This is a genomic window from Streptomyces sp. NRRL S-37, from assembly GCF_000721605.1.
Lineage (GTDB): Bacteria > Actinomycetota > Actinomycetes > Streptomycetales > Streptomycetaceae > Streptomyces.
Genome location: NZ_JOIZ01000006.1, coordinates 309,116 through 332,395 on the forward strand (window position 1 = coordinate 309,116; position 23,280 = coordinate 332,395).

At 70.5% G+C, this 23,280-nt stretch carries 25 protein-coding genes; 11 read left to right on the forward strand and 14 right to left on the reverse strand.

All coding sequences use genetic code 11. The features are described from left to right. Positions 1-84 precede the first annotated feature (84 nt). The 5 genes from ctaD to IH50_RS37605 all read left to right on the forward strand — a co-directional run bounded on the left by ctaD (position 85) and on the right by IH50_RS37605 (position 3,498). The gene (gene ctaD / locus IH50_RS0111995; protein ID WP_030860273.1) at positions 85-1,788 is read left to right on the forward strand and encodes a cytochrome c oxidase subunit I; all 1,704 of its coding nucleotides are present in this window, start codon (positions 85-87) and stop codon (positions 1,786-1,788) included. A 3-nt stretch (positions 1,789-1,791) separates the two neighbouring features. After that, positions 1,792-2,319: a hypothetical protein gene (locus tag IH50_RS40895; RefSeq protein WP_030860275.1), complete on the forward strand. Its 528-nt coding sequence runs from the start codon at positions 1,792-1,794 to the stop codon at positions 2,317-2,319. A gap of 133 nt (positions 2,320-2,452) precedes the next feature. Further along, the gene (locus IH50_RS0112005; protein ID WP_030860277.1) at positions 2,453-3,037 is read left to right on the forward strand and encodes a dihydrofolate reductase family protein; all 585 of its coding nucleotides are present in this window, start codon (positions 2,453-2,455) and stop codon (positions 3,035-3,037) included. 26 nt (positions 3,038-3,063) lie between these two features. Beyond that, positions 3,064-3,261, forward strand: coding sequence for a hypothetical protein (locus tag IH50_RS0112010; RefSeq protein ID WP_030860279.1), 198 nt, complete (start codon positions 3,064-3,066; stop codon positions 3,259-3,261). A gap of 9 nt (positions 3,262-3,270) precedes the next feature. Continuing rightward, positions 3,271-3,498 carry a hypothetical protein gene (locus IH50_RS37605; protein ID WP_037872280.1) on the forward strand — a complete coding sequence of 76 codons (228 nt, stop codon included), beginning with the start codon at positions 3,271-3,273 and terminating at the stop codon, positions 3,496-3,498. Here the strand turns inward: IH50_RS37605 and IH50_RS0112020 are convergent. The 4 genes from IH50_RS0112020 to sodN form a co-directional block, all read right to left on the reverse strand. After that, entirely contained in the window at positions 3,495-4,238 is a 744-nt protein-coding gene (locus tag IH50_RS0112020; protein WP_030860281.1) for a VOC family protein, read from the reverse strand. The genes IH50_RS37605 and IH50_RS0112020 overlap by 4 nt on opposite strands. 29 nt (positions 4,239-4,267) lie before the next feature. Next, positions 4,268-4,699 (reverse strand): VOC family protein, encoded by a 432-nt coding sequence (locus IH50_RS0112025; protein WP_030860283.1) that lies wholly within the window; start codon positions 4,697-4,699, stop codon positions 4,268-4,270. 9 nt (positions 4,700-4,708) lie between these two features. Beyond that, positions 4,709-5,131 (reverse strand): helix-turn-helix transcriptional regulator, encoded by a 423-nt coding sequence (locus tag IH50_RS0112030; RefSeq protein WP_030860284.1) that lies wholly within the window; start codon positions 5,129-5,131, stop codon positions 4,709-4,711. A gap of 145 nt (positions 5,132-5,276) precedes the next feature. Next, complete coding sequence (gene sodN, locus IH50_RS0112035) at positions 5,277-5,672, reverse strand: superoxide dismutase, Ni (protein ID WP_004983535.1); 396 nt, start codon at positions 5,670-5,672, stop codon at positions 5,277-5,279. A 146-nt stretch (positions 5,673-5,818) separates the two neighbouring features. On the opposite strand from sodN, the gene sodX reads away from it, so the two are divergent. After that, the gene (gene sodX, locus IH50_RS39615) at positions 5,819-6,253 is read left to right on the forward strand and encodes a nickel-type superoxide dismutase maturation protease (protein WP_030860287.1); all 435 of its coding nucleotides are present in this window, start codon (positions 5,819-5,821) and stop codon (positions 6,251-6,253) included. Here sodX and IH50_RS0112045 read toward each other — a convergent pair. Then, the gene (locus tag IH50_RS0112045) at positions 6,136-6,786 is read right to left on the reverse strand and encodes a CGNR zinc finger domain-containing protein (protein WP_030860288.1); all 651 of its coding nucleotides are present in this window, start codon (positions 6,784-6,786) and stop codon (positions 6,136-6,138) included. The two genes, sodX and IH50_RS0112045, sit on opposite strands and share 118 nt — an antisense overlap. A gap of 100 nt (positions 6,787-6,886) precedes the next feature. On the opposite strand from IH50_RS0112045, the gene IH50_RS0112050 reads away from it, so the two are divergent. Beyond that, a complete protein-coding gene (locus IH50_RS0112050; RefSeq protein ID WP_030860290.1) occupies positions 6,887-7,657 on the forward strand; it encodes a class I SAM-dependent methyltransferase in 771 nt (256 codons plus the stop codon). Between the two features lie 57 nt (positions 7,658-7,714). Here IH50_RS0112050 and IH50_RS0112055 read toward each other — a convergent pair whose 3' ends face one another. Genes IH50_RS0112055 through IH50_RS0112065 form a run of 3 tightly spaced genes read right to left on the reverse strand, consistent with a single transcriptional unit; the run spans position 7,715 to position 10,445 of the window. Continuing rightward, the gene (locus tag IH50_RS0112055; protein WP_030860292.1) at positions 7,715-8,467 is read right to left on the reverse strand and encodes an amino acid ABC transporter ATP-binding protein; all 753 of its coding nucleotides are present in this window, start codon (positions 8,465-8,467) and stop codon (positions 7,715-7,717) included. A 53-nt stretch (positions 8,468-8,520) separates the two neighbouring features. After that, positions 8,521-9,456 (reverse strand): amino acid ABC transporter permease, encoded by a 936-nt coding sequence (locus tag IH50_RS0112060; RefSeq protein WP_030860294.1) that lies wholly within the window; start codon positions 9,454-9,456, stop codon positions 8,521-8,523. A 32-nt stretch (positions 9,457-9,488) separates the two neighbouring features. Continuing rightward, positions 9,489-10,445, reverse strand: coding sequence for an ABC transporter substrate-binding protein (locus IH50_RS0112065; protein WP_030860296.1), 957 nt, complete (start codon positions 10,443-10,445; stop codon positions 9,489-9,491). A gap of 582 nt (positions 10,446-11,027) precedes the next feature. On the opposite strand from IH50_RS0112065, the gene IH50_RS0112070 reads away from it, so the two are divergent. The 4 genes from IH50_RS0112070 to IH50_RS0112085 all read left to right on the forward strand — a co-directional run bounded on the left by IH50_RS0112070 (position 11,028) and on the right by IH50_RS0112085 (position 14,267). Further along, a complete protein-coding gene (locus tag IH50_RS0112070; protein WP_030860297.1) occupies positions 11,028-12,266 on the forward strand; it encodes an NAD(P)-dependent malic enzyme in 1,239 nt (412 codons plus the stop codon). 162 nt (positions 12,267-12,428) lie between these two features. After that, positions 12,429-13,394 (forward strand): zinc-binding dehydrogenase, encoded by a 966-nt coding sequence (locus IH50_RS0112075; RefSeq protein WP_030860299.1) that lies wholly within the window; start codon positions 12,429-12,431, stop codon positions 13,392-13,394. Between the two features lie 100 nt (positions 13,395-13,494). Beyond that, the gene (locus tag IH50_RS0112080) at positions 13,495-13,704 is read left to right on the forward strand and encodes an HTH domain-containing protein (protein ID WP_030860301.1); all 210 of its coding nucleotides are present in this window, start codon (positions 13,495-13,497) and stop codon (positions 13,702-13,704) included. Next, positions 13,704-14,267, forward strand: a complete 564-nt coding sequence (locus IH50_RS0112085; protein ID WP_030860303.1) for a Clp protease N-terminal domain-containing protein — start codon at positions 13,704-13,706, stop codon at positions 14,265-14,267. Before IH50_RS0112080 ends, IH50_RS0112085 begins: the two co-directional genes overlap by 1 nt. Positions 14,268-14,620: 353 nt before the next feature. Here IH50_RS0112085 and IH50_RS0112090 read toward each other — a convergent pair whose 3' ends face one another. The 6 genes from IH50_RS0112090 to IH50_RS0112115 all read right to left on the reverse strand — a co-directional run bounded on the left by IH50_RS0112090 (position 14,621) and on the right by IH50_RS0112115 (position 23,166). Next, entirely contained in the window at positions 14,621-15,658 is a 1,038-nt protein-coding gene (locus IH50_RS0112090) for a PadR family transcriptional regulator (protein WP_030860305.1), read from the reverse strand. A gap of 1 nt (position 15,659) precedes the next feature. Beyond that, positions 15,660-16,532, reverse strand: coding sequence for a DUF4097 family beta strand repeat-containing protein (locus tag IH50_RS0112095; RefSeq protein ID WP_030860307.1), 873 nt, complete (start codon positions 16,530-16,532; stop codon positions 15,660-15,662). A 434-nt stretch (positions 16,533-16,966) separates the two neighbouring features. Beyond that, positions 16,967-17,146 carry a DUF6104 family protein gene (locus tag IH50_RS0112100; RefSeq protein WP_023586593.1) on the reverse strand — a complete coding sequence of 60 codons (180 nt, stop codon included), beginning with the start codon at positions 17,144-17,146 and terminating at the stop codon, positions 16,967-16,969. Between the two features lie 81 nt (positions 17,147-17,227). Further along, a complete protein-coding gene (locus IH50_RS0112105; protein ID WP_030860311.1) occupies positions 17,228-21,025 on the reverse strand; it encodes a multifunctional oxoglutarate decarboxylase/oxoglutarate dehydrogenase thiamine pyrophosphate-binding subunit/dihydrolipoyllysine-residue succinyltransferase subunit in 3,798 nt (1,265 codons plus the stop codon). Between the two features lie 291 nt (positions 21,026-21,316). Next, a complete protein-coding gene (locus tag IH50_RS0112110; protein ID WP_030860314.1) occupies positions 21,317-22,429 on the reverse strand; it encodes a HAMP domain-containing sensor histidine kinase in 1,113 nt (370 codons plus the stop codon). Continuing rightward, a complete protein-coding gene (locus IH50_RS0112115; protein ID WP_030834147.1) occupies positions 22,426-23,166 on the reverse strand; it encodes a response regulator transcription factor in 741 nt (246 codons plus the stop codon). The genes IH50_RS0112110 and IH50_RS0112115 overlap by 4 nt, the downstream gene beginning before the upstream one ends. Positions 23,167-23,280: the final 114 nt, after the last annotated feature.

The window sequence follows — 23,280 nt, forward strand, 5'->3', positions numbered from 1 at the left end:
TGAGGGGACCCTTCGACCCATGTGGACCCCTCCCCCCGCCGCCGATCATGGGCGCGCGGAACAGCCTGGGGAGGAAGACGTCCGGTGGACGAGATACGCATGGAGAAGGTCGAAGCCGCGGAGGCCGGACGGTCCCGTCCGGTGCCGCCGTCCGAAGGGACCGCCGCCGGGCCACCCGTGGTGCGCCGGGCCGCGTGGGTGGACTGGCTGACCACCACCGACCACAAGAAGATCGGCACGCTGTACCTGGTCAGCGCGTTCGTGTTCTTCATCGTCGGCGGGGTCATGGCGCTGGTGATGCGCGCCGAACTCGCCCGGCCGGGCCTGCAGATCATGTCGAACGAGCAGTTCAACCAGGCGTTCACGATGCACGGCTCGATCATGCTGCTGATGTTCGCGATGCCGCTGTTCACGGGCTTCGCCAACTGGATCATGCCGTTGCAGATCGGCGCGCCCGACGTGGCGTTCCCCCGGCTGAACATGCTGGCCTTCTGGCTGTTCCTGTTCGGCTCCTCGATCGCCGCCGCCGGTTTCCTCACCCCGGGAGGAGCCGCCGACTTCGGCTGGTTCCTGTACGCCCCGCTGTCGAACGCGGTCTACTCACCGGGTATCGGGGCCGACCTGTGGATCATGGGTGTGGCCCTCTCGGGCTTCGGCTCGATCCTGGGCGCGGTCAACTTCATCACCACGATCATCTGCATGCGCGCGCCCGGCATGACGATGTTCCGCATGCCGATCTTCACCTGGAACGTGCTGCTGACGGCGCTGCTGGTGCTCATCGTGTTCCCGGTGCTGGCGGCGGCGCTGTTCGCGCTGGAGTGCGACCGGAAGTTCGGCAGCCACATCTTCGACTCGGCCAACGGAGGGGCGCTGCTGTGGCAGCACCTGTTCTGGTTCTTCGGCCATCCCGAGGTGTACATCCTGGCGCTGCCGTTCTTCGGCATCATCTCCGAGGTGATCCCGGTCTTCTCCCGCAAGCCGATGTTCGGCTACATGGGCCTGATCGGCGCGACCATCGCCATCGCCGGCCTCTCGGTGACCGTGTGGGCGCACCACATGTACGTCACCGGCGGTGTGCTGCTGCCGTTCTTCGCCTTCATGACGATGCTGATCGCGGTGCCCACGGGCGTGAAGTTCTTCAACTGGATCGGCACCATGTGGAAGGGCTCGCTGAGCTTCGAGGCGCCGATGCTGTGGACGCTGGGCTTCCTGATCACCTTCCTCTTCGGCGGCCTGACCGGCGTCATCCTGGCCTCGCCCCCGCTGGACTTCCACGTCTCCGACACCTACTTCGTCGTGGCGCACTTCCACTACACCGTCTTCGGCACGGTCGTGTACGCGATGTTCGCCGGATTCCACTTCTGGTGGCCGAAGTTCACCGGCAAGATGCTCGACGAGCGCCTCGGCAAGATCACTTTCTGGACTCTCACGGCCGGCTTCCACCTGACCTTCCTGGTCCAGCACTGGCTGGGCGTCGAGGGCATGCCCCGCCGCTACGCGGACTACCTCGCCGCCGACGGCTTCACCGCCCTGAACACCCTGTCCTCCATCGGGTCGTTCCTGCTCGGCCTGTCGATCCTGCCGTTCTTCTACAACGTCTGGAAGACGACCAAGTACGGCAAGCCGGTCGGCGTCGACGACCCCTGGGGTTACAGTCGTTCCCTGGAATGGGCGACCTCCTGCCCGCCCCCGCGGCACAACTTCACCACCCTGCCGAAGATCCGCAGCGAGTCCCCGGCGTTCGACCTGCACCACCCCGAGATCGCCGCGCTCGAACCGGTGAGGTGAGCCGTGCCGCAGCCCGTACTGGCCCTGGGGTGCGCGGTGGTGACGGCCGCCGGAGCGGTCTGGTACCTGCCGGCCCTCACCGATCTGCGCGCCGGAGCCGACCGGCCGCTGTCCCGCCGTACGGCGGCGCTCGCCTGCCTGACCGCCTGGGGCACCCTCGGGGCGGTCACCCCGGTGCTGCTCGTGGCCACGGCATGGTGGGTGCCGGTGGGGGTGGCGGTCGTGGGCGGTACGGCCGCTGCCGCCCTGTGGACCGATGCCGCCGTGCGGCACGCCGCCGAGCAGCGGGAGGCGGCCCGGCAGTGGGCACAGTTGCCGCACGCCCCGCTGCCCGCCGGCACCCGCCGCTCCCGCGGCGCGGTCGCCGCCCTGGCCGTCGCCGGTCCGGTCGCGGGAGCGGCGGTCACTGTCGTCCTCGGTGTGTTCGTCACGGTCCCGGCCCTGGTCGTGGGCCTCTTCCTGGTGATCGCCGTACGGCACACCCGTATGGTCCGCCGCACGACGGCGGGCCGCGGACACCCCAGGCCCTAGGCGTCCGGGCCGCCTCTATGCGGAATCTCTTCACCCACTTGCGTCCGGTCCGGCAAACCTCCTTGTGCCACTACAACTGAAGTACTACAACTGGAGTTGTTCGAGCGAGGACAGTCCACGGAAAGAGACCGCGTTGCGAAAGCTCACGTACTACATCGCCTGCTCCATCGACGGCTTCATCGGGGACCCGCAGGGCGACGCGTCGGCGATGTACGCCTTCGTGGACGAGGAGTTCCTCGGCTTCCTCGTGGCGGAGTACCCGGAGACCATCGCGAGCCCCGCCCGCCGGCAGATGAACATCGACGACCTGCCGAACAAGCGGTTCGACACGATCGTCCAGGGCCGGGGCAGCTACGACATCGCCCTGAAGGAGGGCATCACCAGCCCTTACGCCCACCTGCGCGAATACGTCGCCTCCCGCACGCTGGGGGAGTCTCCCGACCCCAACGTCGAGATCATCGCGGACGACCTGGTCGGCCGGGTGCGCGCGCTGAAGGCGGAGGACAGCGCGTACGACATCTACCTGTGCGGCGGGGCCGAGCTCGCCGGCGCGCTGGTCGACGAGATCGACGAGCTGGTCATCAAGACCTATCCCATCGTGCAGGGCTCCGGCATGCCGATGTTCGGCTCCGGCTTCGCGATCACGCAGTTCGCGCTGGAGTCGGTGCGCTCGTTCGGCAACGGTGCGCTGGTGCGGACGTACAGCAGGAAGCGCTGAACCCGCTCCGGGCCTACCCTGGGGACATGGACAGCGAACAACCCGTCTGTCCCGTCTGCGGACAGCCGGTGGAGACGGTGGTCCGGCGCCACAAGACGCTGGGCGCGTGGGTCCCGGTGTGGACGCACGGCCCGTGCCGCAATCCGAGGTGCCGGGAATCCCGCTTCCAGGAAACGGAAGCGGAAGCGGAGGAAGCCGTGAACCGGGCACCCACCAAGCGCTAGCGTGGCGCCATGGGCGCGGTGTGGCGGTGGGGCGTGGGCATCTGGACGGCCGTCGTGATCATCGGAGGCGGACTGACCCTGTGGCTGCGGGAGGAGATCGAACCACCGCCCCCGGTCGGCTGGGAAAGGACGGACCCGAGCGCGACCCCCCACCTCCCCAGGTGCCCGGTTCCCGAGCTGCCGCCGGACGTCGAGGACGGCACGGTGGCCACCTCCTGCATCCTCACCGCGGACTAGTCCGACCGGCGGGCCAGTCCGCCCGTCTCCGGATCCCGGCCGGTCAGGCAGTACGTACCGCCCGCCGGGTGCCGCATCACCGTCCAGTTGCCGAACACGGCCACACACACCGCACCCAGCTCCTCGTGGAGCGCCCGGGCCGCCCCGATGTCGGCGCAGGCGAGGTCCGGATGGGCGGAGGCCGGCCGTTCCTCCTCCAGTCGCTGGAGCAGGATGCGCACGGGCAGCCCGGCCGGCGGCCTGATGACGTGGAACTCCGGGAGCGAGCCGGGCGCCGAGTCCCAGCCGGGCAGCAGCCCGCTCCAGAAGGCGACTTCCGCGTCGTAGGCGGACGGCGGGAGGTCGAGGCACACCTGGTCCAGCCGGCTGCCGTGCACGACGGGCGGCCGCACCGACTCCCCGTGCCAGGGCACCGCACAGAACAACTGCCCCGCGGGCGACCGCAGTACGGACCACCCCTCGTGCTCGCCGACCGTCTCCGCGCCCAGCCGCGCCGCGTGCGCCACGAACTCCGGCACGTCGTCCACGGAGAAGTCGAGATGGGCGCCGCCCCCGCCCGAGACGACCCCCTGAAGCTTGACGCAGGCGTCGGCGCCGTCCGCCAGCAGGGTCACGAACTCCCCGTCGTCCCCGCGGACTTCGGACAGCCGGGTGCCCGTGACCGCCGTCCAGAACCCGGCGGCCGGGCCGGCCTGAGGGGCGGGTCGGTCGATGAAGGCGTACGTCCAGCGGATGCTCATCGCCCGATCGTAGAGCGAGCGCTGCGTCCCTACCTGGTCCTGGGCCGTTCCATGAACCGCAGCATGTTCCCCGCCGGGTCGCGGAACGCGCAGTCACGCACCCCGTACGGCTGGTCCACCGGCTCCTGGAGCACGTCCACACCGGCGGCACGGACGCGTTCGAAGAGGGCGTCGCAGTCGGTGGTGGTGAAGTTGACCCCGCGCAGCATGCCCTTGGCCAGCAGCTCGGCCATCGCCTGCCTGTCGGCGGGGGAGGCGTCCGGGTGCGCGGCGGGCGGCTCCAGCACGATCTCCACGTCCGGCTGCTCCGGCGAGGCGACCGTCACCCAGCGCATCCCCTCGAACCCCACGTCGTTGCGGACCTCGAGTCCCAGCACGTCACGGTAGAAGGACAGCGCCTTGTCGTGGTCGTCGACGGCGATGAAGCACTGGGCGAGCCGTACATCGTTTCCTGTGTCCATGGACCCACGCTAAAAGGTTTCGCTCGGATCGACCCTCGCCCGGCCCCGGACCGGCCGGGTGTACATCCGCGCCACGCACGGCGGGATGACCGCGCTCTCCTCGTGCGACCGGGCCCGGTACGCGCTCGGCGTCTCCCCGACCAGCTCGGTGAACCGCGAGCTGAACGACCCGAGCGAGGTGCAGCCGACCGCCAGGCACACCTCCGTCACCGTGAGGTCGCCCCGCCGCAGCAGCGCCTTGGCCCGCTCGATGCGCCGGGTCATGAGATAGGCGTACGGCGTCTGCCCGTACGCCTCGCGGAAACTGCGCTGGAAGTGCCCCGCCGACATCAGCGCGGTCCGCGCCAGCTCCGCGACGTCGAGCGGCTCGGCGTACTCCCGGTCCATCCGGTCCCGCGCCCGCCGCAGCCGCACCAGATCCTCCAGCTCCATCCGCCCAGCATCCCACGGCCCGCGGACAGCCGCCCCGCATACGCCGAAGGGCCCCGGCCGCACGGAAGCGGTACGGGACCCCTCGGAATGTCCGCGGACCCGCGATGGCGCACCGATCGCCGGCCGCCGCGCGGGCCGGGCCGGGTCAGGCCTTCTTGGTCTCCCAGAAGATCTTGTCGATCTGGGCGATGTAGTCCAGCGCCTTCTGGCCGGTGGCCGGGTCCGTCGACGCCTTGGCGGCCGAGAGGGCCTTCAGGGTGTCGTTGACCAGCTGGTGCAGCTCCGGGTACTTCTCGAAGTGCGGGGGCTTGAAGTAGTCGCTCCACAGCACGGAGACGTGGTGCTTGGCCAGCTCGGCGCGCTGCTCCTTGATGACCGTGGCGCGGGCCTGGAAGTGCGGGTCGTCGTTGCCGGCCATCTTCTCCTGGACGGCCTTCACCGACTCCGCCTCGATGCGGGCCTGGGCCGGGTCGTACACGCCGCAGGGCAGGTCGCAGTGGGCGCTGACCTTGACCTTGGGGGCAAACAGGCGGGAAAGCATGGAGCGTTTCCTTCCTCGTGATCGTCTTCTCACACTGGACATTACTCCGTGGCGGACGGCTTTTCGCGGGTGCCCCCGCGGGCTTAGGACAAAAGTCCGGGGTGAGACTGAGACTGGTGGAGGACGAACCGGGGAGGTGCCGGGAGATGCCGGAGCTGTCGCAGGACGCCGAGCGGGCGAGGGCGCCGCTGCCCTTCGGGGTGGCCGAGGTGACCGGGCCGTCCATGGTGCCCACGCTGCACCACGGGGACCGGCTCCTGGTGCACTACGGCGCCCGGGTCAAACGCGGGGACGTGATCGTGCTGCGGCATCCGTTCCAGCAGGACCTGCTCGTCGTCAAGCGGGCCGCCGAGCGGCGCGACGGAGGCTGGTGGGTGCTCGGGGACAACGCGTTCGCGGGCGGCGACAGCACCGACTACGGGGTGGTGCCCGACGAGCTGGTGCTCGGCCGGGTCCGGTTCCGTTACCGGCCGCGCGGCTCCGAGCGGCGTTCGCCGCTGGCCGTGGTGGGCTGGGCGCTGTCGGCGGCGCGGCCCGTGCGCTCCGGCCGGTCGGCCTCCAGGCGCTTGCGGGCGCGGTAGGCGGCCACGTTGGCGCGGGTGGCGCAGCGGTCGGAGCAGTAGCGGCGGGAGCGGTTGGTGGAGGTGTCCAGGTAGGCGTTGCGGCAGGGCGACGCCTCGCACAGGCCGAGGCGGTCCACGCCGTACTCGGTGAGGTGGAAGGCCAGGCCCATCGCGGCGATGGCGGCGTAGCCGGCGGTGGCGTTGGACGGGTGGTCGGCCAGGTGCATGTGCCACAGCGGGCGGCCGTCGTCGTCGCGGAAGTCGTGGCCGGAGATCTGCGGGCTGACCGGGAACTCCAGCAGCAGGGAGTTCAGCAGGTCGACGGCGAGGGTCTCGTCGCCGCCGTCCGCCGCCTCGAAGACCGAGCGGAGCCTGGCCCGGACCGAGCGGAACCGCGTCACGTCGGCGTCGGTGGCGCGCCGGGCGGCCGACTGGTTCCCGCCGAACAGATCGCGGACGGCCTCGACCGAGGTCAGCGTGTCCTTCCCCCGGGCCGGTTCCTCGGTGTTGACGAGACGTACGGCGTAATCCGAGTAATAGGCCAGTTCCACTTGTAGTCCTTACGCAGGGGCTCTATGGTCGTGCGTGCGGTCGGGTAATGGACGATCGTGCACCCAGGGTATTACGGGACGTACGTGAGGGAGGCGCTCGATGACGGACGCGGACACCACCACGGCCGCCGCCGACTGGCGGGCCTGGCAGGAGAGCTGGGACCGGCAGCAGGAGTGGTACATGCCGGACCGCGAGGAACGCTTCCGGGTCATGCTCGACATGGTGGAGGCCCTCGTCGGCACCGCGCCGCGCGTGCTCGACCTCGCCTGCGGCACGGGCAGCATCACCGCCCGGCTGCTCGACCGGTTCCCGGACGCCACCAGCACCGGCGTCGACCTGGACCCGGCGCTGCTCGCCATCGCGGAGGGCACCTTCGAAGGGGACGAGCGGGTCTCCTTCGTGACGGCCGACCTCAAGGACCCCGCGTGGCCGGCGGAACTGCCGTACGACTCCTACGACGCCGTACTGACCGCGACCGCCCTCCACTGGCTGCACCGGGAACCCCTCGCGGACCTCTACGGACACCTCGCGGGGCTCGTCCGCGACGGCGGTGTCTTCATGAACGCGGACCACATGATCGACGACACCACGCCCCGGATCAACGCGGCCGAGCGGGCGCTGCGCCACGCGCGCATGGATCGGGCCAAGCGGGACGGCGCCCTCGACTGGGCGCAGTGGTGGCAGCTCGCCGCGAAGGACCCCGTCCTCGCCGGACCTACGGCCCGCCGCTTCGAGATCTACGGCGAGCACGCCGAGGGCGACACGCCGCCGGCCGCCTGGCACGCGCGCGTGCTGCGCGAGAAGGGGTTCGGTGAGGCGCGGCCGGTGTGGTGCTCGCCGTCGGACACCCTGCTCCTGGCGCTGAAGTAGCCGGAGGGAGCGCGAAGGGGCGGTACGGAAGTCCGTACCGCCCCTTCGCGCGTGTGCTCAGAGCACCTTGGACAGGAACGCCTTCGTGCGCTCGTGCTGCGGGTCGGTCAGGACGTCGCGCGGGTTGCCCGACTCGACCACCACACCGCCGTCCATGAAGACCAGGCTGTCGCCCACCTCGCGGGCGAAGCCCATCTCGTGGGTGACGACGACCATCGTCATGCCCGACTCGGCGAGGTCGCGCATGACGTCGAGGACGTCACCGACCAGCTCCGGGTCGAGCGCCGAGGTCGGCTCGTCGAAGAGCATCAGCTTGGGGTCCATGGCGAGCGCCCGCGCGATCGCCACCCGCTGCTGCTGGCCGCCGGAGAGCTGCGCGGGGTAGTTCCGGGCCTTGTCGCCGAGGCCCACGCGCTCCAGGAGCCCCATCGCGCGCTCCCTGGCCTGCGCCTTGCTCACGCCCTTGACCTGGACCGGCGCCTCCATGACGTTCTCGACGGCCGTCATGTGCGGGAACAGGTTGAAGCGCTGGAAGACCATGCCGATGTCCCGGCGCTTGAGGGCGACCTCGCTGTCCTTGAGCTCGTACAGCTTGTCGCCCTTCTGGCGGTAGCCGACCAGCTCCCCGTCGACGTACAGACGTCCGGCGTTGATCTTCTCGAGGTGGTTGATACACCTGAGGAAGGTGGACTTGCCGGAGCCGGAGGGGCCGATGAGGCAGAACACCTCGCCGGTCTTCACCTCCAGGTCGATGCCCTTGAGGACCTCGACGTGGCCGAAGGACTTGTGCACGCCCTCCGCCCTGACCATGGGGACGGCGGACCCCTTCACGGGCGTGTCCGTCCTGCCGAGCTTCTTCTCGCTCATGCCATGCCTCCCTTCGGGCGGCCGAGGGAGAGCATGTTCGCCCTGACCTTCTGCCACGGCGTCGGCGGCAGCTGGCGCGTGGAGCCCTTGGCGTAGTAGCGCTCCAGGTAGTACTGGCCGACGCTGAAGACCGAGGTCAGCAGCAGGTACCAGGCCGCGGCGAGGAACAGCATCTCGGCCGGGGCACCGGAGCTCTGGCCGATGTCCTGCGCGACCCGGAACAGTTCGGAGTACTGGACGACCGAGACCAGCGAGGTCGTCTTCAGCATGTTGATGACCTCGTTGCCCGTCGGCGGCACGATCACGCGCATCGCCTGCGGGATGACGATCCGGCGCAGCGTCTTCGCGTGGCTCATGCCCAGCGCGTGCGACGCCTCGGTCTGGCCCTCGTCGACCGAGAGCAGACCGGCCCGGCAGATCTCCGCCATGTACGCGGCCTCGTTGAGGCCGAGACCCAGCAGCACCGTCAGGAGCGGGGTCATGAACTGCGACCACTCGTCCTTGTAGACCGGCCCCAGGTTGATGTACTCGAAGACCAGGCCCAGGTTGAACCAGACCACCAGCTGCACCAGGACCGGGGTGCCGCGGAAGAACCAGATGTAGAACCACGCGATCGTCGAGGTCACCGGGTTCTTCGACAGGCGCATCACGGCCAGCAGGATGCCGCCGAAAATACCGATCGCCATGGACAGCACGGTGATCAGCAGCGTCTTGCCGACGCCGTCGAGGACGCGGTCGTCGAGGAAGTACTCGGGGATCGCGTCCCAGTTGATCCTGCCCTGGGAGAACGCGTAGACGATCCCGCCGAGCAGGACGAGGGCGATGACGGCGGAGACGTACCGCCCGTAGTGCCGGACGGGGATGGCCCTGATGGCCTCCGGACCGGCCGGGGGTGTGCCGGCCGGGCCCGTCGTCTTGTCGATGTCAGTCACGGGTGCTGCCTTTCAGCGCCGCTCGGCCGCGGTCACTTGCCGCCGTTGACGGTGGCTTCCTTCACGGCGCCTTCCGCGACGCCCCACTTGTCCAGGACCTTCTGGTACTCGCCGTTCTTGATGATCTCGTCCAGCGCGGCCTTGAGGGCGTCCCGCAGCTGCGTGTCCTCCTTGGCGACCGCGATGCCGTACGGGGCGGCCTCGACCTGCTCGCCGACGAGCTGGAAGTCGTTGCCGCCGCCCGAGGTCTTCACGGCGTACGCGGCGACCGGGAAGTCGGAGGAACCGGCGTCGGCGCCGCCCGCGCGCAGGCGGGTCTGGGCCTGCTGGTCGTTGTCGTAGGGCTCGATGGTGAGCTTCTCGCCCGCGGGGCACTTCTCCGCCTCGGCCTTGGCGAGGTCCTCCGAGACCGTGCCGCGCTGGAGCACGATCTTCTTGCCGCACAGGTCGGACCAGGTCTTGATGCCCTGGTCGTCACCCTTCTTGGTGTAGATCGAGACACCCGCGGTGAAGTAGTCGACGAAGTCGACGCCCTCGCCGACCTTCTTGCCGGTCTCGGCGTCGACGCCCTCCTGACGGTCCTTGGTGTCGGTCATCGCGGACATGGCGATGTCGTACCGGTCGGAGCGCAGGCCGGTGATCAGCGTGTCGAAGGTGCCGTTCTCGAACTCGAACTTCACGCCGAGCTGCTTGCCCATGGCGTCCGCGAGATCGGGGTCGATGCCGACGGTCTTGCCGGAACCGTCCTTGAACTCGACCGGGGCGTACGCGATGTCCGAGCCCACCTTGATGACGCCCGCCTTGCGGATGTCGTCCGGGAGCTTGTCGGCGAGGGGAGCGGTGGACGTCTCGGAGGTGCCGGCGTCGTTGCCCTCGTCCGTCTGGTCACCGCAGCCGGTGAGAAGCAGTGCGCCTGCGACCGCGATCGCGCCGGCCGCTGCAAGACGGGAACGCGCGGCGGTGGTACGACGGGTGGTGCTTGCGGTCATGGTGGGTTCCTCCGGCGGATGGGTGGAGATGCCGATGGGCGGGCCCTGCCGACGGGTATCGGCAGCGCCGCAGGTCGACAAGAACACACGTCTTCGAGTGTCGCGACCTCGTGCGATTACGGCATCTTGCCATTCGGTCTGAGCCATTCAGGGGGCCCGCGATGTCAAAATCGGATAACGGGTGACACCCGAACCGCATCACTCCGGGACATCCGACCGGACAGTCTGCGGGAATCAGCCGTTCCGGCCGGAAGATCTGCGGTCCATTCCAGGATATGGACGCGTCGGCCGTGGTTTTTGTCGTGATTGTGGGCTTGCTCGTAGACCGTCCCGACCTTGTCCTGATAAGAAGCGACAATTCAGAGCGGCGGCATGTGACCTTCGCGTTATGGACTCGTCGCCGACGGCGTCCGTCCGGTAAGAAGGTTCTTTACACCCCTCATCCGGGGCTCAGGGCGCGTGTGCGGCGCGCCCGTCGTGTTCGGCCTGTACGTATCAACCCTCCGGGCCGTACGCGGTCCCGCCCACCCCTCACCAGGAGTGGCAACCCTCAAACCATGAACATTTAAGGGGTAAAACCAAGTGGCAGCGGAGATTGTCAATCCTCGCAGCGACAGCGAACACCGGAACGGTCGTACGGAGCAGGGCGACGGGGCCGAGCCCCTCGACTCCTTCGACCCGGCGTTCGCGCTGCACCGCGGCGGCAAGATGGCCGTGCAGGCCACCGTGCCGATCCGTGACAAGGACGATCTGTCCCTGGCGTACACGCCCGGCGTCGCGAAGGTGTGCAGCGCGATCGCCGAGCAGCCGGACCTCGTCCACGACTACACGTGGAAGTCGCAGGTCGTCGCCGTCGTGACGGACGGTACGGCCGTGCTGGGACTCGGTGACATCGGGCCCGAGGCCTCCCTCCCGGTGATGGAGGGCAAGGCCATCCTCTTCAAGCAGTTCGGCGGCGTGGACGCGGTCCCGATCGCCCTGAGCTGCACCGACGTGGACGAGATCGTCGAGACCGTGGTCCGGCTCGCCCCGTCCTTCGGCGGGGTGAACCTGGAGGACATCTCCGCGCCCCGCTGCTTCGAGATCGAGAAGCGGCTGCAGGAGCGGCTGGACATCCCGGTCTTCCACGACGACCAGCACGGCACGGCGGTCGTGTCGCTGGCGGCGCTGCGGAACGCGGCGCGGCTGAGCGGACGGACGCTCGGTGAGCTGCGGGCCGTGATCTCGGGCGCGGGCGCGGCGGGTGTCGCGATCGCCAAGATGCTGATCGAGGCCGGTATCGGCGATGTCGCCGTGGCCGACCGCAAGGGCGTCGTGTCGCGGGACCGCGAGGACCTCACGCCGGTCAAGGCGGAGCTGGCGTCGTTCACCAACAAGGCCGGCCTCTCCGGAACGCTGGAGTCGGCGCTGGCCGGCGCCGACGTCTTCATCGGCGTCTCCGGCGGCACGGTGCCGGAGACGGCGGTGGCGTCGATGGCCGAGGGCGCGTTCGTCTTCGCCATGGCCAACCCCGACCCGGAGGTGCACCCGGAGATCGCGCACAAGTACGCGGCGGTCGTGGCCACCGGGCGGTCGGACTTCCCGAACCAGATCAACAACGTGCTGGCGTTCCCCGGCATCTTCGCCGGCGCGCTCCAGGTGCGGGCCTCCCGGATCACCGAGGGGATGAAGCTGGCGGCGGCCGAGGCGCTGGCCTCGGTGGTCGGCGACGATCTCGCCGCCGACTACGTCATCCCGTCCCCGTTCGACGAGCGGGTCGCCCCCGCGGTGACGGCGGCGGTGGCCGCGGCCGCCCGTGCGGAGGGTGTCGCCCGCCGCTGAGGCGCGCGGACCGTCGGCCGGCCCCGTCCCGAGTGGACGGGGCCGGTTTCTTCTTCCGGGGCTTGGGCCGCCCGGGTGGCGGATCCCGCCGGGTGGCAAGAGGGCGTGTCTCACAGCGGGGCCTGGTTCCTTCGGCGGGGCGGGGAACCTATCGTCAAGGTCATGTTCGCCGTCTACGCCGCCCGAATCGACCGCGACCAGCCGCTCGCGGGTCTGGAGACGGGAGAGCGCCCCGCTCCCGAGTCCCGGCCCGGCTGGAGCACCGTCACGGTCAAGGCCGCCTCCCTCAACCATCATGACCTCTGGTCCCTGCGGGGCGTCGGCCTCGCGGAGGACAAGCTGCCGATGATCCTCGGCTGCGACGCCGCCGGCGTCGACGAGGACGGCAACGAGGTCGTCCTGCACTCGGTGATCGGACAGAGCGGCCACGGGGTGGGGCCCCGCGAGCCCCGCTCCATCCTCACCGAGCGCTACCAGGGCACGTTCGCCGAGCAGGTCGCCGTGCCCACCTGGAACGTCCTGCCCAAGCCGAAGGAGCTCTCCTTCGAGGAGGCCGCCTGTCTGCCGACCGCCTGGCTGACCGCGTACCGGATGCTGTTCACCAACGCCGGGGTCCGCCCCGGGGACTCCGTCCTGGTGCAGGGGGCCGGGGGCGGTGTCGCCACCGCCGCGATCGTGCTCGGCAAGGCCGCGGGGCTGCGGGTCTTCGCCACCAGCCGGGACGAGGCCAAGCGGAAGCGGGCGCTGGAACTCGGGGCCGTGGATGCCGTGGAGACCGGGGCGCGGCTGCCGCAGCGGGTCGACGCGGTGATCGAGACCGTGGGGGCGGCCACCTGGTCCCACTCGGTGAAGTCGCTGCGGCCCGGCGGCACGCTGGTCATCTCCGGTGCCACCAGTGGTGACCGGCCCTCGCACGCCGAGCTGACCCGGATCTTCTTCCTGGAGCTCAAGGTCGTCGGGTCGACCATGGGCACCAAGGACGAGCTGGAGGACCTGCTCTCCTTCTGCGCCGCCACGGGGGTGCGTCCCGTCATCGACGAGGTGCTGCCCATGGACCGGGCCCGGGAGGGCTTCGAACGGATGGAGTCCGGCGGGCAGTTCGGCAAGATCGTGCTCACCAATCCCTGAGGGGCGAGGCTCACCTCGACGGCCGGTCCGGGTCTCCGGGCCGGCCGTCGGCATGTCAACCGGGGTTGACGGCGAGGGGGTGTCAACGTACGTTGACATCATGACTGAGGCAACCGACCTCGCCGAGCGGGCGGGCGATCGCGATCCACGGGTCGGCCTGCGGGCCGTCGCCGCCCTGCGCCGGCTGCTGGAGCAACTGGAGACCGTGCAGGTGCGCAACGCGCGCAACCAGGGCTGGTCGTGGCAGGAGATCGCCACCGAACTCGGGGTCAGCAGGCAGGCCGTGCACAAGAAGTACGGGAGGCATTGATGTTCGAGCGGTTCACGAAGGACGCCCGTGATGTGGTGAAGGGGGCGGTCGGGCACGCGGAGGAGGCGGGGGCCGAGCGGGTCGGTGCCGAGCATCTGCTGCTGGCCCTGCTCGACCGGGAGGGGAGCCGGGCCTCGTTCGTGCTGGCCGCCCTCGGCGCCGGTGAGCGGCGGGAATCGGTGCGGGCGGCGCTGGGGGAGGCCCGGCGGCGGGCCGGGCTGACGCAGGCCGAGACCGACGCCCTCGCCGGGCTCGGCATCGACGTGCCGGAGATCGTGGCCCGGGTGGAGGAGGTGCACGGGGCCGGGGCGATGTCCGGCGACCGGAAGGCCGGGGGCCGCAGGTCGGGACACCGGCCCTTCGACCGCGCGGCCAAGGACGTCCTCACGGGCGCCCTGCGCGCCGCCACCGCCCTGCGCGACCGCCGTATCGGCGACGAGCACCTTCTGCTCGCCCTCACCACCCGCCCCGGCGTCCCCGCCGAGGTCCTCGCCGACCACGGCGTGACGTACGAGTCCGTGACCCGGGTCCTCCACGGGGGCGGCGAGGCCAAGGCGGGCTGACGTCGGCGCGGGCCTGGCCCGACCCGGTCGGGCCTGGTGCGTCCCCGTTGGGCCGGGATCGTCCCGGTGGGCGGGGCCGGAGGGCTTCGGCCGGGCCTGGGTGGGTGCACCGGTCCTGCGGCCACGGCCGGGTCTCGCCGGGCCCGGGGTGTTCCATGGGGCCGGGGTGTGCCGGAGTCCGGGTGCTGGTCCGGGGCCGGAGGGTTTCGGCCGGGCTCGGGTGGGCGGACCGGTCCTGCGGCCACCGTCGGGTCTTGCCGGGTCCGGGGTGTTCCGTTGGGCCGGGCCCCGGGTGCCGCCCCGGGCCGGATGGGCCGGTGCGGGGCCGGTCGTGTCCGGCCGGGGCAGGAGGCCTACCGCTTCGGGGCGCGCAGGATCACCCCGATGTGGGCCGCCGCCGTGGACAGGTGGCGGCGGGCGTCGCGGAGCTGGTCCGGGGTGACCCCGTGGTCGCGGGCCGCGTCGCGGATGTCGTCCCGGAAGCGGTCCAGCAGGCGGTCCAGGTCGCGGGCCGGGTCGCCGGTGGAGTCCGAGGTGTCCTCGTGCGCCCAGGCCGGGGTGTAGTCGGCGGGGAAGTCCTCGGGCGTCTCCGAGTACGCCGGCTCCGAGGTCTTGCCGGAGGCTCCCGTGCCGCTGCGGCCGAAGGCGAAGTCCTTGCCGAACCCGCTCATCTCCTTGGCCAGTTCACCCAGGCCTTCGCGCAGCCCCGTCGGCCAGTCGCCCCGCGCGAAGTGGCCCTGCACCTGCTCCTGGACCTGGCGCATGATGCGCTGCACCTCCTCCTGCGCCCTGTCCTGGGCCTCCTTGGCCTGGCGGCGGGCGCGCTGGGCCTCCTCGCGGGAGCGACGGCTCTCGTCCTTGGCGCGGCGGGCCTGCTCCTTCCACTCCTGCTTGGCGCGGCGCATCTCCTCCTTGGCCGCCTGCCAGGCGTCCTTGTCGCCGAAGACCCCGAAGTCGCCGAAAGCGCCTTCCTCCCCGGCGGACGCCCCGCCCGTACGGCTCTGGCGGGCCTTGCCGGCCGCGGCCCGCATCTCGCGGCGCAGATCGCCCGCCGCGCCGCTGACGTCGGCCCGGATCTCGGCGGCCAGCTCGGCGACCGACTCCCGGATCTCCAGCTCCAGATCGGCCAGCTCGCCGCTGCGTTCGGCCAGTTCGGCGCGGCCGGCGTCGGTGATGGAGTACACCTTGCGACCGCCCTCGGTGGTGTGGGTGACCAGACCCTCCGCCTCCAGCTTGGCCAGGCGCGGGTAGACCGTGCCCGCCGAGGGCGCGTACAGCCCCTGGAAGCGCTCCTCCAGCAGGCGGATCACCTCGTAGCCGTGGCGCGGGGCCTCGTCCAGCAGCTTCAGCAGGTAGAGGCGGAGGCGTCCGTGGGCGAAGACGGGGGGCATGTCAGAGCACCTTCTTGTCGGTCGTACCGGCATTGTCTCCCGAGGCGGACGGCGGTTCGGGCTCGTGCTCCCCGGCCGGGCGGCGCAGCAGGGCGATGGAGCCGGAGACGGTGGTGGCGCGCAGCCTGCCGCTGCCGGTGCCCAGGCGGCCGGTGAGTTTGTGGGCGCCCCACATGCCCTGGACCCGGAGGCCGTCGAAGGCGTTGGAGATGGCGCCGCTCGCCGTGTTCGCCTCGACGTCCGCGTCCGCGGGGTCCGGCAGCCGGATGGCGATCTCGCCCGAGACGCTGGTCAGCCGGACGTCGGTGGGGCCGCCGGGATCGAGGTCCACGATCATGGATCCGCTGACGGTGTCCGCCCGCACGGAGGGGCCGGAGCCCTCGACGACGGTGAGGTCGCCGGAGACGGAGGCGAAGCGGAGGTCGCCGGTGACGGACTGGGCCTCCACGCCCCCGGACACGGTCTCCGCGCGCACCGGGCCGGAGAGGGCGACCAGGGTGGTGTCGCCGGCGACGCCCTTCACCGAGACGGAGCCCTGGACGCCGGAGACCACGGCGCCGGCGCCGACCACGCCCACCTCGATCCGGGTGCGGGCCGGGACGGCGAGGGAGACCACCGCGCTGCGGCGCCAGCCCTTGCGGTCCAGCCACTTGAGGAAGCCCTTCCAGGGGAGGTCGTCGTAGGCGACCGTGAGGGTGTCGTCCTGCTGGGTGACCACCAGGGGTGGGCCCTCGATGTCGGAGACCTGGAGGTGGGCGGTGGGGTCGTCGGTGCCGACGATGTTCACCGTGCCGTTGACGATGCGGACGTGCAGGTCGGTGAGGGGGGTGTCGAAGGTGAGCTTCGTGGGTTGCGCGACGGTCCACTCGGGCATGGTGGGGCCTCCTGCTCGGCGCATGGCGCTCGGCGCTCGATGGCGACGCGGCATATCGCGTCTTACGTGATTCACGATATATCGCGGCAGGGGAAAGTCAAGGCACTCGTTCTGGTGATCCGTCGGCTTGTGGCTGTGCCGATGGTGAGGTGTGCTGGTGCTGGGCGGGAGGTGTTCGCGTGGCCCGGCGCCTTGCGGGTGCCCCGGTGTGGGGGTGGGCCGGGGGTGGGTTGCGCTGCCCGGCGCTTGCGGGGTGCTGTCGCGCCCACCCGTGCCGCCCTGGGGGTACCTCCCAGGCCCTTGAGGCGCTGGGGGAGGCACGACTGCCCGCGGATCGCGGGGCGTGCGGTGCGGCTGCTTGCGGAAGCGGCGGGACGGCACGATTGCCCGTGGGAACGCGGTGCGTGGCTGCCTAGTGGGCAGCCACGCGGGTCCTACTCCTCGTCCTCGTCGTCCAGGCGGGCCAGCCAGGTGGCCAGGCGTTCCACCGGGACCTCGAAGTCGGGGTTGAGGTCGACGAAGGTGCGGAGCTGCTCGGCCAGCCACTCGAAGGTGACCTCCTCCTCCCCGCGCCGCTTCTCCAGTTCCTCGATGCCACGGTCCGTGAAGTACATGGAGACAAGGATAGGTGCGGGAAAACGGGCGGGCCGCACCCCCCTGTGAGGGGGGTGCGGCCCGCGCGTACGGCCGGAGGACTACGCCTCGAAGACCTCGCGCACCAGCTGCTCCTGCTCGGCCTGGTGGCGCTTGGCGGAGCCGACCGCCGGGGACGAGCCGTGCGGCCGCGAGATGCGGCGCAGTCGCTCGGCGTGCGGGAGGTCGGCGCCGACCGCCAGGTCGAGGTGGTCGATCAGGTTGAGCGCGATGAACGGCCAGGCACCCTGGTTCGCCGGCTCCTCCTGGGCCCACAGGTACTTCTCGGCGTTCGGGTACTTCTTGATCTCCGCCTGGAGCTCCGCACCCGGCAGCGGGTACAGGCGCTCGATGCGGATGATCGCCGTGTCCGTGGCGCCGCGCTTCTGCCGCTCGGCCTCCAGGTCGTAGTAGACCTTGCCGGCGGTGAAGACGACCTTCTTGACCGCGGCCGGGTCGACCGAGGCGTCGCCGATGACCGGGCGGAACTGGCCCGTGGTGAACTCCTCCGCCTTCGAGGCCGCGGCCTTCAGGCGCAGCATCGACTTCGGGGTGAAGACGACCAGCGGCTTGTGGTGCGGGTTGTGCACCTGCCACCGCAGGAGGTGGAAGTAGTTCGACGGCGAGGTCGGCATCGCGACCGTCATGTTGTTCTGGGCGCACAGCTGCAGGAACCGCTCCGGGCGGGCCGAGGAGTGGTCCGGGCCCTGGCCCTCGTAGCCGTGCGGGAGGAGCAGGACCACACCGGAGGTCTGGTTCCACTTCTGCTCGGCCGACGAGATGAACTCGTCCACGACCGTCTGCGCGCCGTTGACGAAGTCGCCGAACTGCGCCTCCCACAGCACGAGCGCGTCGGGGCGGGCCAGCGAGTAGCCGTACTCGAAGCCCATCGCCGCGTACTCGGACAGCAGGGAGTTGTAGACGTTCAGCCGCGCCTGGTCCTCGGAGAGGTACTGCAGCGGCGTGTACTCCTCGCCCGTGCTGCGGTCGATGATGACCGCGTGGCGCTGACCGAAGGTGCCGCGCTGGGAGTCCTGGCCGGCGAGCCGCACCGGGACGCCCTCGAGGAGCAGCGAGCCGAAGGCGAGGGTCTCGCCCATGCCCCAGTCGATGGTGCCGTCCTCGACCATCGTCGCCCGGCGCTGCAGCTGCGGCAGCAGACGCGGGTGGACGGTGATGTGGTCGGGGATGTTCACCTGGGACTCGGCGATCCGCTTGACGACCTCCGTGGTCACCGCGGTGTTCACGGCGACCGGGAACTCCGCCTGCGGCTCCGAGGACTCGACCGAGGCCGGCTGCGAGGTGGCCTCGCGGACCTCCGTGAAGACCTTCTCCAGCTGGCCCTGGTAGTCCTGCAGCGCCTGCTCGGCCTCTTCCAGGGTGATGTCGCCGCGACCGATCAGGGACTCGGTGTACAGCTTGCGCACCGAGCGCTTCTTGTCGATCAGGTCGTACATCAGCGGCTGGGTGAAGGCCGGGTTGTCCGACTCGTTGTGACCGCGGCGGCGGTAGCAGATGAGGTCGATCACCACGTCCTTGTTGAACGCCTGGCGGAACTCGAAGGCGAGCCGCGCGACGCGGACCACGGCCTCCGGGTCGTCGCCGTTCACGTGGAAGATCGGAGCCTCGATCATGCGGGCCACGTCGGTGGCGTACATCGACGAGCGCGACGACTCCGGGGCGGCGGTGAAGCCGACCTGGTTGTTGATGACGACGTGGACCGTGCCGCCGGTGCGGTAGCCGCGCAGCTGCGACATGTTCAGGGTCTCGGCCACCACGCCCTGGCCCGCGAAGGCCGCGTCGCCGTGGATCGCCACCGGCAGGACGGTGAAGTCCGTGCCGCCCTTGCCGATGATGTCCTGCTTGGCGCGGGAGACGCCCTCCAGGACCGGGTCGACGGCCTCCAGGTGCGAGGGGTTGGCGACCAGGGAGACCTTGATCTGCTCGCCGTCCAGGCCGGTGAAGGTGCCCTCGGCGCCCAGGTGGTACTTCACGTCGCCGGAGCCGTGCATCGACTTCGGGTCGAGGTTGCCCTCGAACTCGCGGAAGATCTGCGCGTACGACTTGCCGACGATGTTCGCCAGCACGTTCAGCCGGCCGCGGTGGGCCATGCCGATGACGACCTCGTCCAGGCGGGACTCGGCGGCGGAGTCGATGACCGCGTCGAGCAGCGGGATGACGGACTCGCCGCCCTCCAGGGAGAAGCGCTTCTGGCCGACGTACTTCGTCTGCAGGAAGGTCTCGAAGGCCTCCGCGGCGTTCAGCCGGCGCAGGATGCGCAGCTGCTCCTCGCGCTCCGGCTTGGTGTGCGAGCGCTCGATGCGGTCCTGGATCCACTTGCGCTGCTTGGGGTCCTGGATGTGCATGAACTCGACGCCGGTGGTGCGGCAGTACGAGTCGCGCAGCACGCCGAGGATGTCGCGCAGCTTCATCAGGGACTTGCCGGCGAAGCCGCCGACGGCGAACTCGCGCTCCAGGTCCCACAGGGTGAGGCCGTGCTCGACGATGTCCAGGTCGGGGTGCTTGCGCTGGCGGTACTCCAGCGGGTCGGTGTCGGCCATGACGTGGCCGCGGACCCGGTAGGAGTGGATCAGCTCGAAGACGCGGGCGGCCTTGGTGACGTCGTCGTCGTGGGAGGCGTCGATGTCCTTGAGCCAGCGGACCGGCTCGTAGGGGATGCGCAGCGCCTCGAAGATCTCGTCGTAGAAGCCGTTCTCGCCGAGCAGGAGGTTGGCGACCGCGCGCAGGAACTCGCCGGAGGCGGCGCCCTGGATCACCCGGTGGTCGTAGGTCGACGTGAGCGTCATGACCTTGGAGATGCCGAGCTTGTTCAGGGTGTCCTGGGAGGTGCCCTGGAACTCCGCCGGGTAGTCCATGGAGCCGACGCCCATGATCACCGACTGGCCGGGCATCAGGCGCGGCACGGAGTGGACGGTGCCGAGGCCGCCGGGGTTGGTCAGGGAGACCGTGACGCCGGTGAAGTCGTCCATCGTCAGCTTGTTGTCGCGGGCGCGACGGACGATGTCCTCGTAGGCCTGCCAGAACTCGAAGAAGTTCAGCGTCTCGGCCTTCTTGATGGCCGCGACGACCAGCTGGCGGTCGCCGTTGGGCTTCACCAGGTCGATGGCCAGACCGAGGTTGACGTGCTCCGGCTTCACCAGGGTCGGCTTGCCGTCCACCCGCGCGAACGAGTGGTTCATCGCCGGCATGGCCTTGATGGCCTGCACCATCGCGTAGCCGATGAGGTGCGTGAAGGAGATCTTCCCGCCCCGGGCCCGCTTGAGGTGGTTGTTGATGACGATGCGGTTGTCGAACAGCAGCTTCACCGGGACCGCGCGCACGGACGTGGCCGTGGGCAGCTCCAGGGAGGCGTCCATGTTCTTCGCCACGGCGGCGGACGGGCCACGCAGGACGACCTGCTCGGGACCGGTCTTCGCCTCGCCGGCGGGCTCCGCCTTCGGCTTCGCGGCGGCGGGCGCGGCGGCCTTCGCCGGAGCGGGAGCCTGGGCCGGGGCGGCGGGCGCCTTGGCGGCCGGCTGGGCGGCGGGCGCGGCGGCGGGCCGCGCGGCCGGCTGAGCGGGCGCGGCGGGCTGGGCCGGAGCGGCCGGCCGGGCCGGGGTGGTGGTTACCGCGGCCCCCGCGGCCGCGGTACCCGCCGGAGCCGAGGACGCAGGCGCGCCCGGCTTGTAGTCGGCGAAGAAGTCCCACCAGGCTCGGTCCACCGAGTTCGGGTCCTGGAGGTACTGCTGGTAGATCTCGTCGACGAGCCATTCGTTGGCACCGAAGGCCGCAGCGGGGTTCTTGCCCGCTTGGTCGGTGTCGGTCGAGATGCTCGAGTTACTGGGGGACTGTGGCGACACGGCGTCAACCGCCCTCTTCCGCTTCGCAAGATGATGGACAGCGGAAATAAAGGCTACGCCCCCGAGGGCGAGAAGGTCAGGCCGGGCCCGTCCATCGTCGTGTAAGTCACATCGCGGCGGGTGTTTCGGTGCGGGAAATGGCGGGAAACAACCCTGGTTCCGCGTCTCCGGGCCGCTTCAGGGATCGCTCGGACGGGCCCCGGCGCGCAGCTCGCGCGGGCCTTTGCCTGATCACACGTGTCCGTCAGGGCGAACACCGGCGGATCGTGCGGCTCCGCTTCGAACCTTACGTCAACCCGGTACGGAGGACGCTCCCGGAAGAGTGATGAGCATGCGGCAGCCCCGCTCGGATTCGGCCACTCCGATCCGGCCGCCGTGCAGATCGACGGCCCAGCGGGCGATCGCCAGGCCGAGACCGGTGCCTCCGTCGCTGCCCGGACCGTGCGGCCGGTTGACGTTGCCCCGGTTGAACCGCTCGAAGACGCGGTGCCACTCGGCCCGCGGAATGCCGGGCCCCTCGTCCAGCACCTCCAGCTCCAGCGACCCCGGCTGCTCCCCGGGCCGCGCCCGGACCGTCACCCGGCCGTGCGGGGGGCTGTGCTTGACCGCGTTGTCGATGAGGTTGGCGACGACCTGGTGGATGCGCTCGGGGTCGGCGTACGCGACGAGCTCCAGCGGCGACACGTCGAGGTGCAGATGGACGTCCGTACGGGTGTGGCTGCCCGATCCGGAGGCCATGCCCGCGCGGGCCGTGGAGATCATGTTGGCCTCCTTCAGCACTCCGGACAGGTACGGCCACACCTCGAACCGCCGCTTCTTCAGCGGCACCACGCCGTTGTCCAGGCGGGACAGGTCGAGGAGCGTCTCCACGAGGCGGCCCAGCCGCTCGGTCTGCTTCAGGGCCGTGCGCATCGTCTCGGGGTCGGCCCGGGTGATGCCGTCGACGATGTTCTCCAGCACCGCGCGCAGGCCCGCGATGGGGGTGCGCAGTTCGTGCGAGACGTTGGCGACCAGCTCCTTGCGCTGGCGGTCCTGGGCCTCCAGCTCGTCGGCCATGACGTTGATCGTCCGGGCCAGGTCGCCGAGCTCGTCCCAGCGGTTCTCGCGCACCCGGCGGGTGTAGTCGCCGTGCGAGATGGAACGGGCCACGGCGTTCATGTCGTCCAGCGGCGCGGTGAGCGAGTGCGCCACGAACTGCGTGATGAGCAGCGTCGCGATCATCGAGAAGATCGTGATGAAGCGCAGCTCCGTCTTGGTGTGCACGGCGATCACCGAAAGGCCCGTGGTGATCAGGACCGAGACGACGACCAGCGCACCCAGCTTGGTCTTGATCGAGAACGGGCGTACACCGCCCCAGGGCTGCCGCGCCCCGGGGCCTCTGCGTCCGGCCGGACCGCCGTTCATGGCGTCGGTGTCTCCAGGGCGTAACCCACGCCGTGCACGGTGCGGATGCGCTCGGCGCCGATCTTCCGGCGCAGCGCCTTGATGTGGCTGTCGACCGTGCGGGTGCCGGAGGCGTCCGCCCAGTCCCACACCTCGGCCAGCAGCTGCTCACGGGAGAGCACCGCGCGGGGGGTGTTCGCCAGGCACACCAGGAGGTCGAACTCGGTGGGCGTCAGATGGACGTCCTCGCTGCGCACCCGCACCCTGCGCTGCGCGTGGTCGATCTCCAGCTCGCCCAGGCGCAGGATGCCGCTGCGCGGGGTCGTCGCCGCGAGGGCGGCCCGCTCCATGCGGCGCAGCAGGACGTGCACGCGGGCCGCCAGCTCCCGCATGGAGAAGGGCTTCGTCATGTAGTCGTCGGCGCCGACGCCCAGCCCGACCAGCATGTCGGTCTCGTCGTCCCGCGCGGTGAGCATCAGCACCGGCACCGGCCGCTGGGCCTGCACGCGCCGGCAGACCTCCAGGCCGTCGAAGCCGGGCAGCATGATGTCGAGGATCAGCAGGTCGGGCTGCCAGGCCTCCGCCGTGTCCACCGCGGACGGGCCGTCGCCCGCCGTTTGCACCAGGAATCCCTCGGCGCGCAGGCGCGTCGCGATGGCGTCCACGATCGTCGCGTCGTCCTCGACCACCAGGACCCGGCGCTGGGCGCCGGGGGTGGCCGTGGCCGTGCCGTTGTGGGAGGTCTGTGTCTGCTCCATCGCCCGCCCCTGAGGTGTGCTTTTTCCGGAATCCGTGGGGTGATCCGTCGTCTGCGCATCACTGCTATTGACGCTTGAATGACCGCGTCAGGGCAGCAGCGTACGGGGATTCAC

Bases quoted from the DNA above. Each gene is read 5' to 3' on its own strand.
- IH50_RS0112095 (WP_030860307.1), bottom strand. From the start codon at position 16,532: ATGCCCGAGTGGACCGTCGCGCAACCCACGAAGCTCACCTTCGACACC.
- IH50_RS0112025 (WP_030860283.1), bottom strand. From the start codon at position 4,699: ATGGACACAGGAAACGATGTACGGCTCGCCCAGTGCTTCATCGCCGTC.
- IH50_RS0112020 (WP_030860281.1), bottom strand. From the start codon at position 4,238: ATGAGCATCCGCTGGACGTACGCCTTCATCGACCGACCCGCCCCTCAG.
- IH50_RS0112030 (WP_030860284.1), bottom strand. From the start codon at position 5,131: ATGGAGCTGGAGGATCTGGTGCGGCTGCGGCGGGCGCGGGACCGGATG.
- IH50_RS0112075 (WP_030860299.1), top strand. From the start codon at position 12,429: ATGTTCGCCGTCTACGCCGCCCGAATCGACCGCGACCAGCCGCTCGCG.
- IH50_RS0112055 (WP_030860292.1), bottom strand. From the start codon at position 8,467: ATGGTCAGGGCGGAGGGCGTGCACAAGTCCTTCGGCCACGTCGAGGTC.
- IH50_RS0112090 (WP_030860305.1), bottom strand. From the start codon at position 15,658: ATGCCCCCCGTCTTCGCCCACGGACGCCTCCGCCTCTACCTGCTGAAG.
- IH50_RS37605 (WP_037872280.1), top strand. From the start codon at position 3,271: ATGGGCGCGGTGTGGCGGTGGGGCGTGGGCATCTGGACGGCCGTCGTG.
- IH50_RS0112010 (WP_030860279.1), top strand. From the start codon at position 3,064: ATGGACAGCGAACAACCCGTCTGTCCCGTCTGCGGACAGCCGGTGGAG.
- IH50_RS0112050 (WP_030860290.1), top strand. From the start codon at position 6,887: ATGACGGACGCGGACACCACCACGGCCGCCGCCGACTGGCGGGCCTGG.
- sodX (WP_030860287.1), top strand. From the start codon at position 5,819: ATGCCGGAGCTGTCGCAGGACGCCGAGCGGGCGAGGGCGCCGCTGCCC.
- sodN (WP_004983535.1), bottom strand. From the start codon at position 5,672: ATGCTTTCCCGCCTGTTTGCCCCCAAGGTCAAGGTCAGCGCCCACTGC.
- IH50_RS0112065 (WP_030860296.1), bottom strand. From the start codon at position 10,445: ATGACCGCAAGCACCACCCGTCGTACCACCGCCGCGCGTTCCCGTCTT.
- IH50_RS0112100 (WP_023586593.1), bottom strand. From the start codon at position 17,146: ATGTACTTCACGGACCGTGGCATCGAGGAACTGGAGAAGCGGCGCGGG.
- IH50_RS0112080 (WP_030860301.1), top strand. From the start codon at position 13,495: ATGACTGAGGCAACCGACCTCGCCGAGCGGGCGGGCGATCGCGATCCA.
- IH50_RS0112115 (WP_030834147.1), bottom strand. From the start codon at position 23,166: ATGGAGCAGACACAGACCTCCCACAACGGCACGGCCACGGCCACCCCC.
- IH50_RS0112110 (WP_030860314.1), bottom strand. From the start codon at position 22,429: ATGAACGGCGGTCCGGCCGGACGCAGAGGCCCCGGGGCGCGGCAGCCC.
- IH50_RS0112085 (WP_030860303.1), top strand. From the start codon at position 13,704: ATGTTCGAGCGGTTCACGAAGGACGCCCGTGATGTGGTGAAGGGGGCG.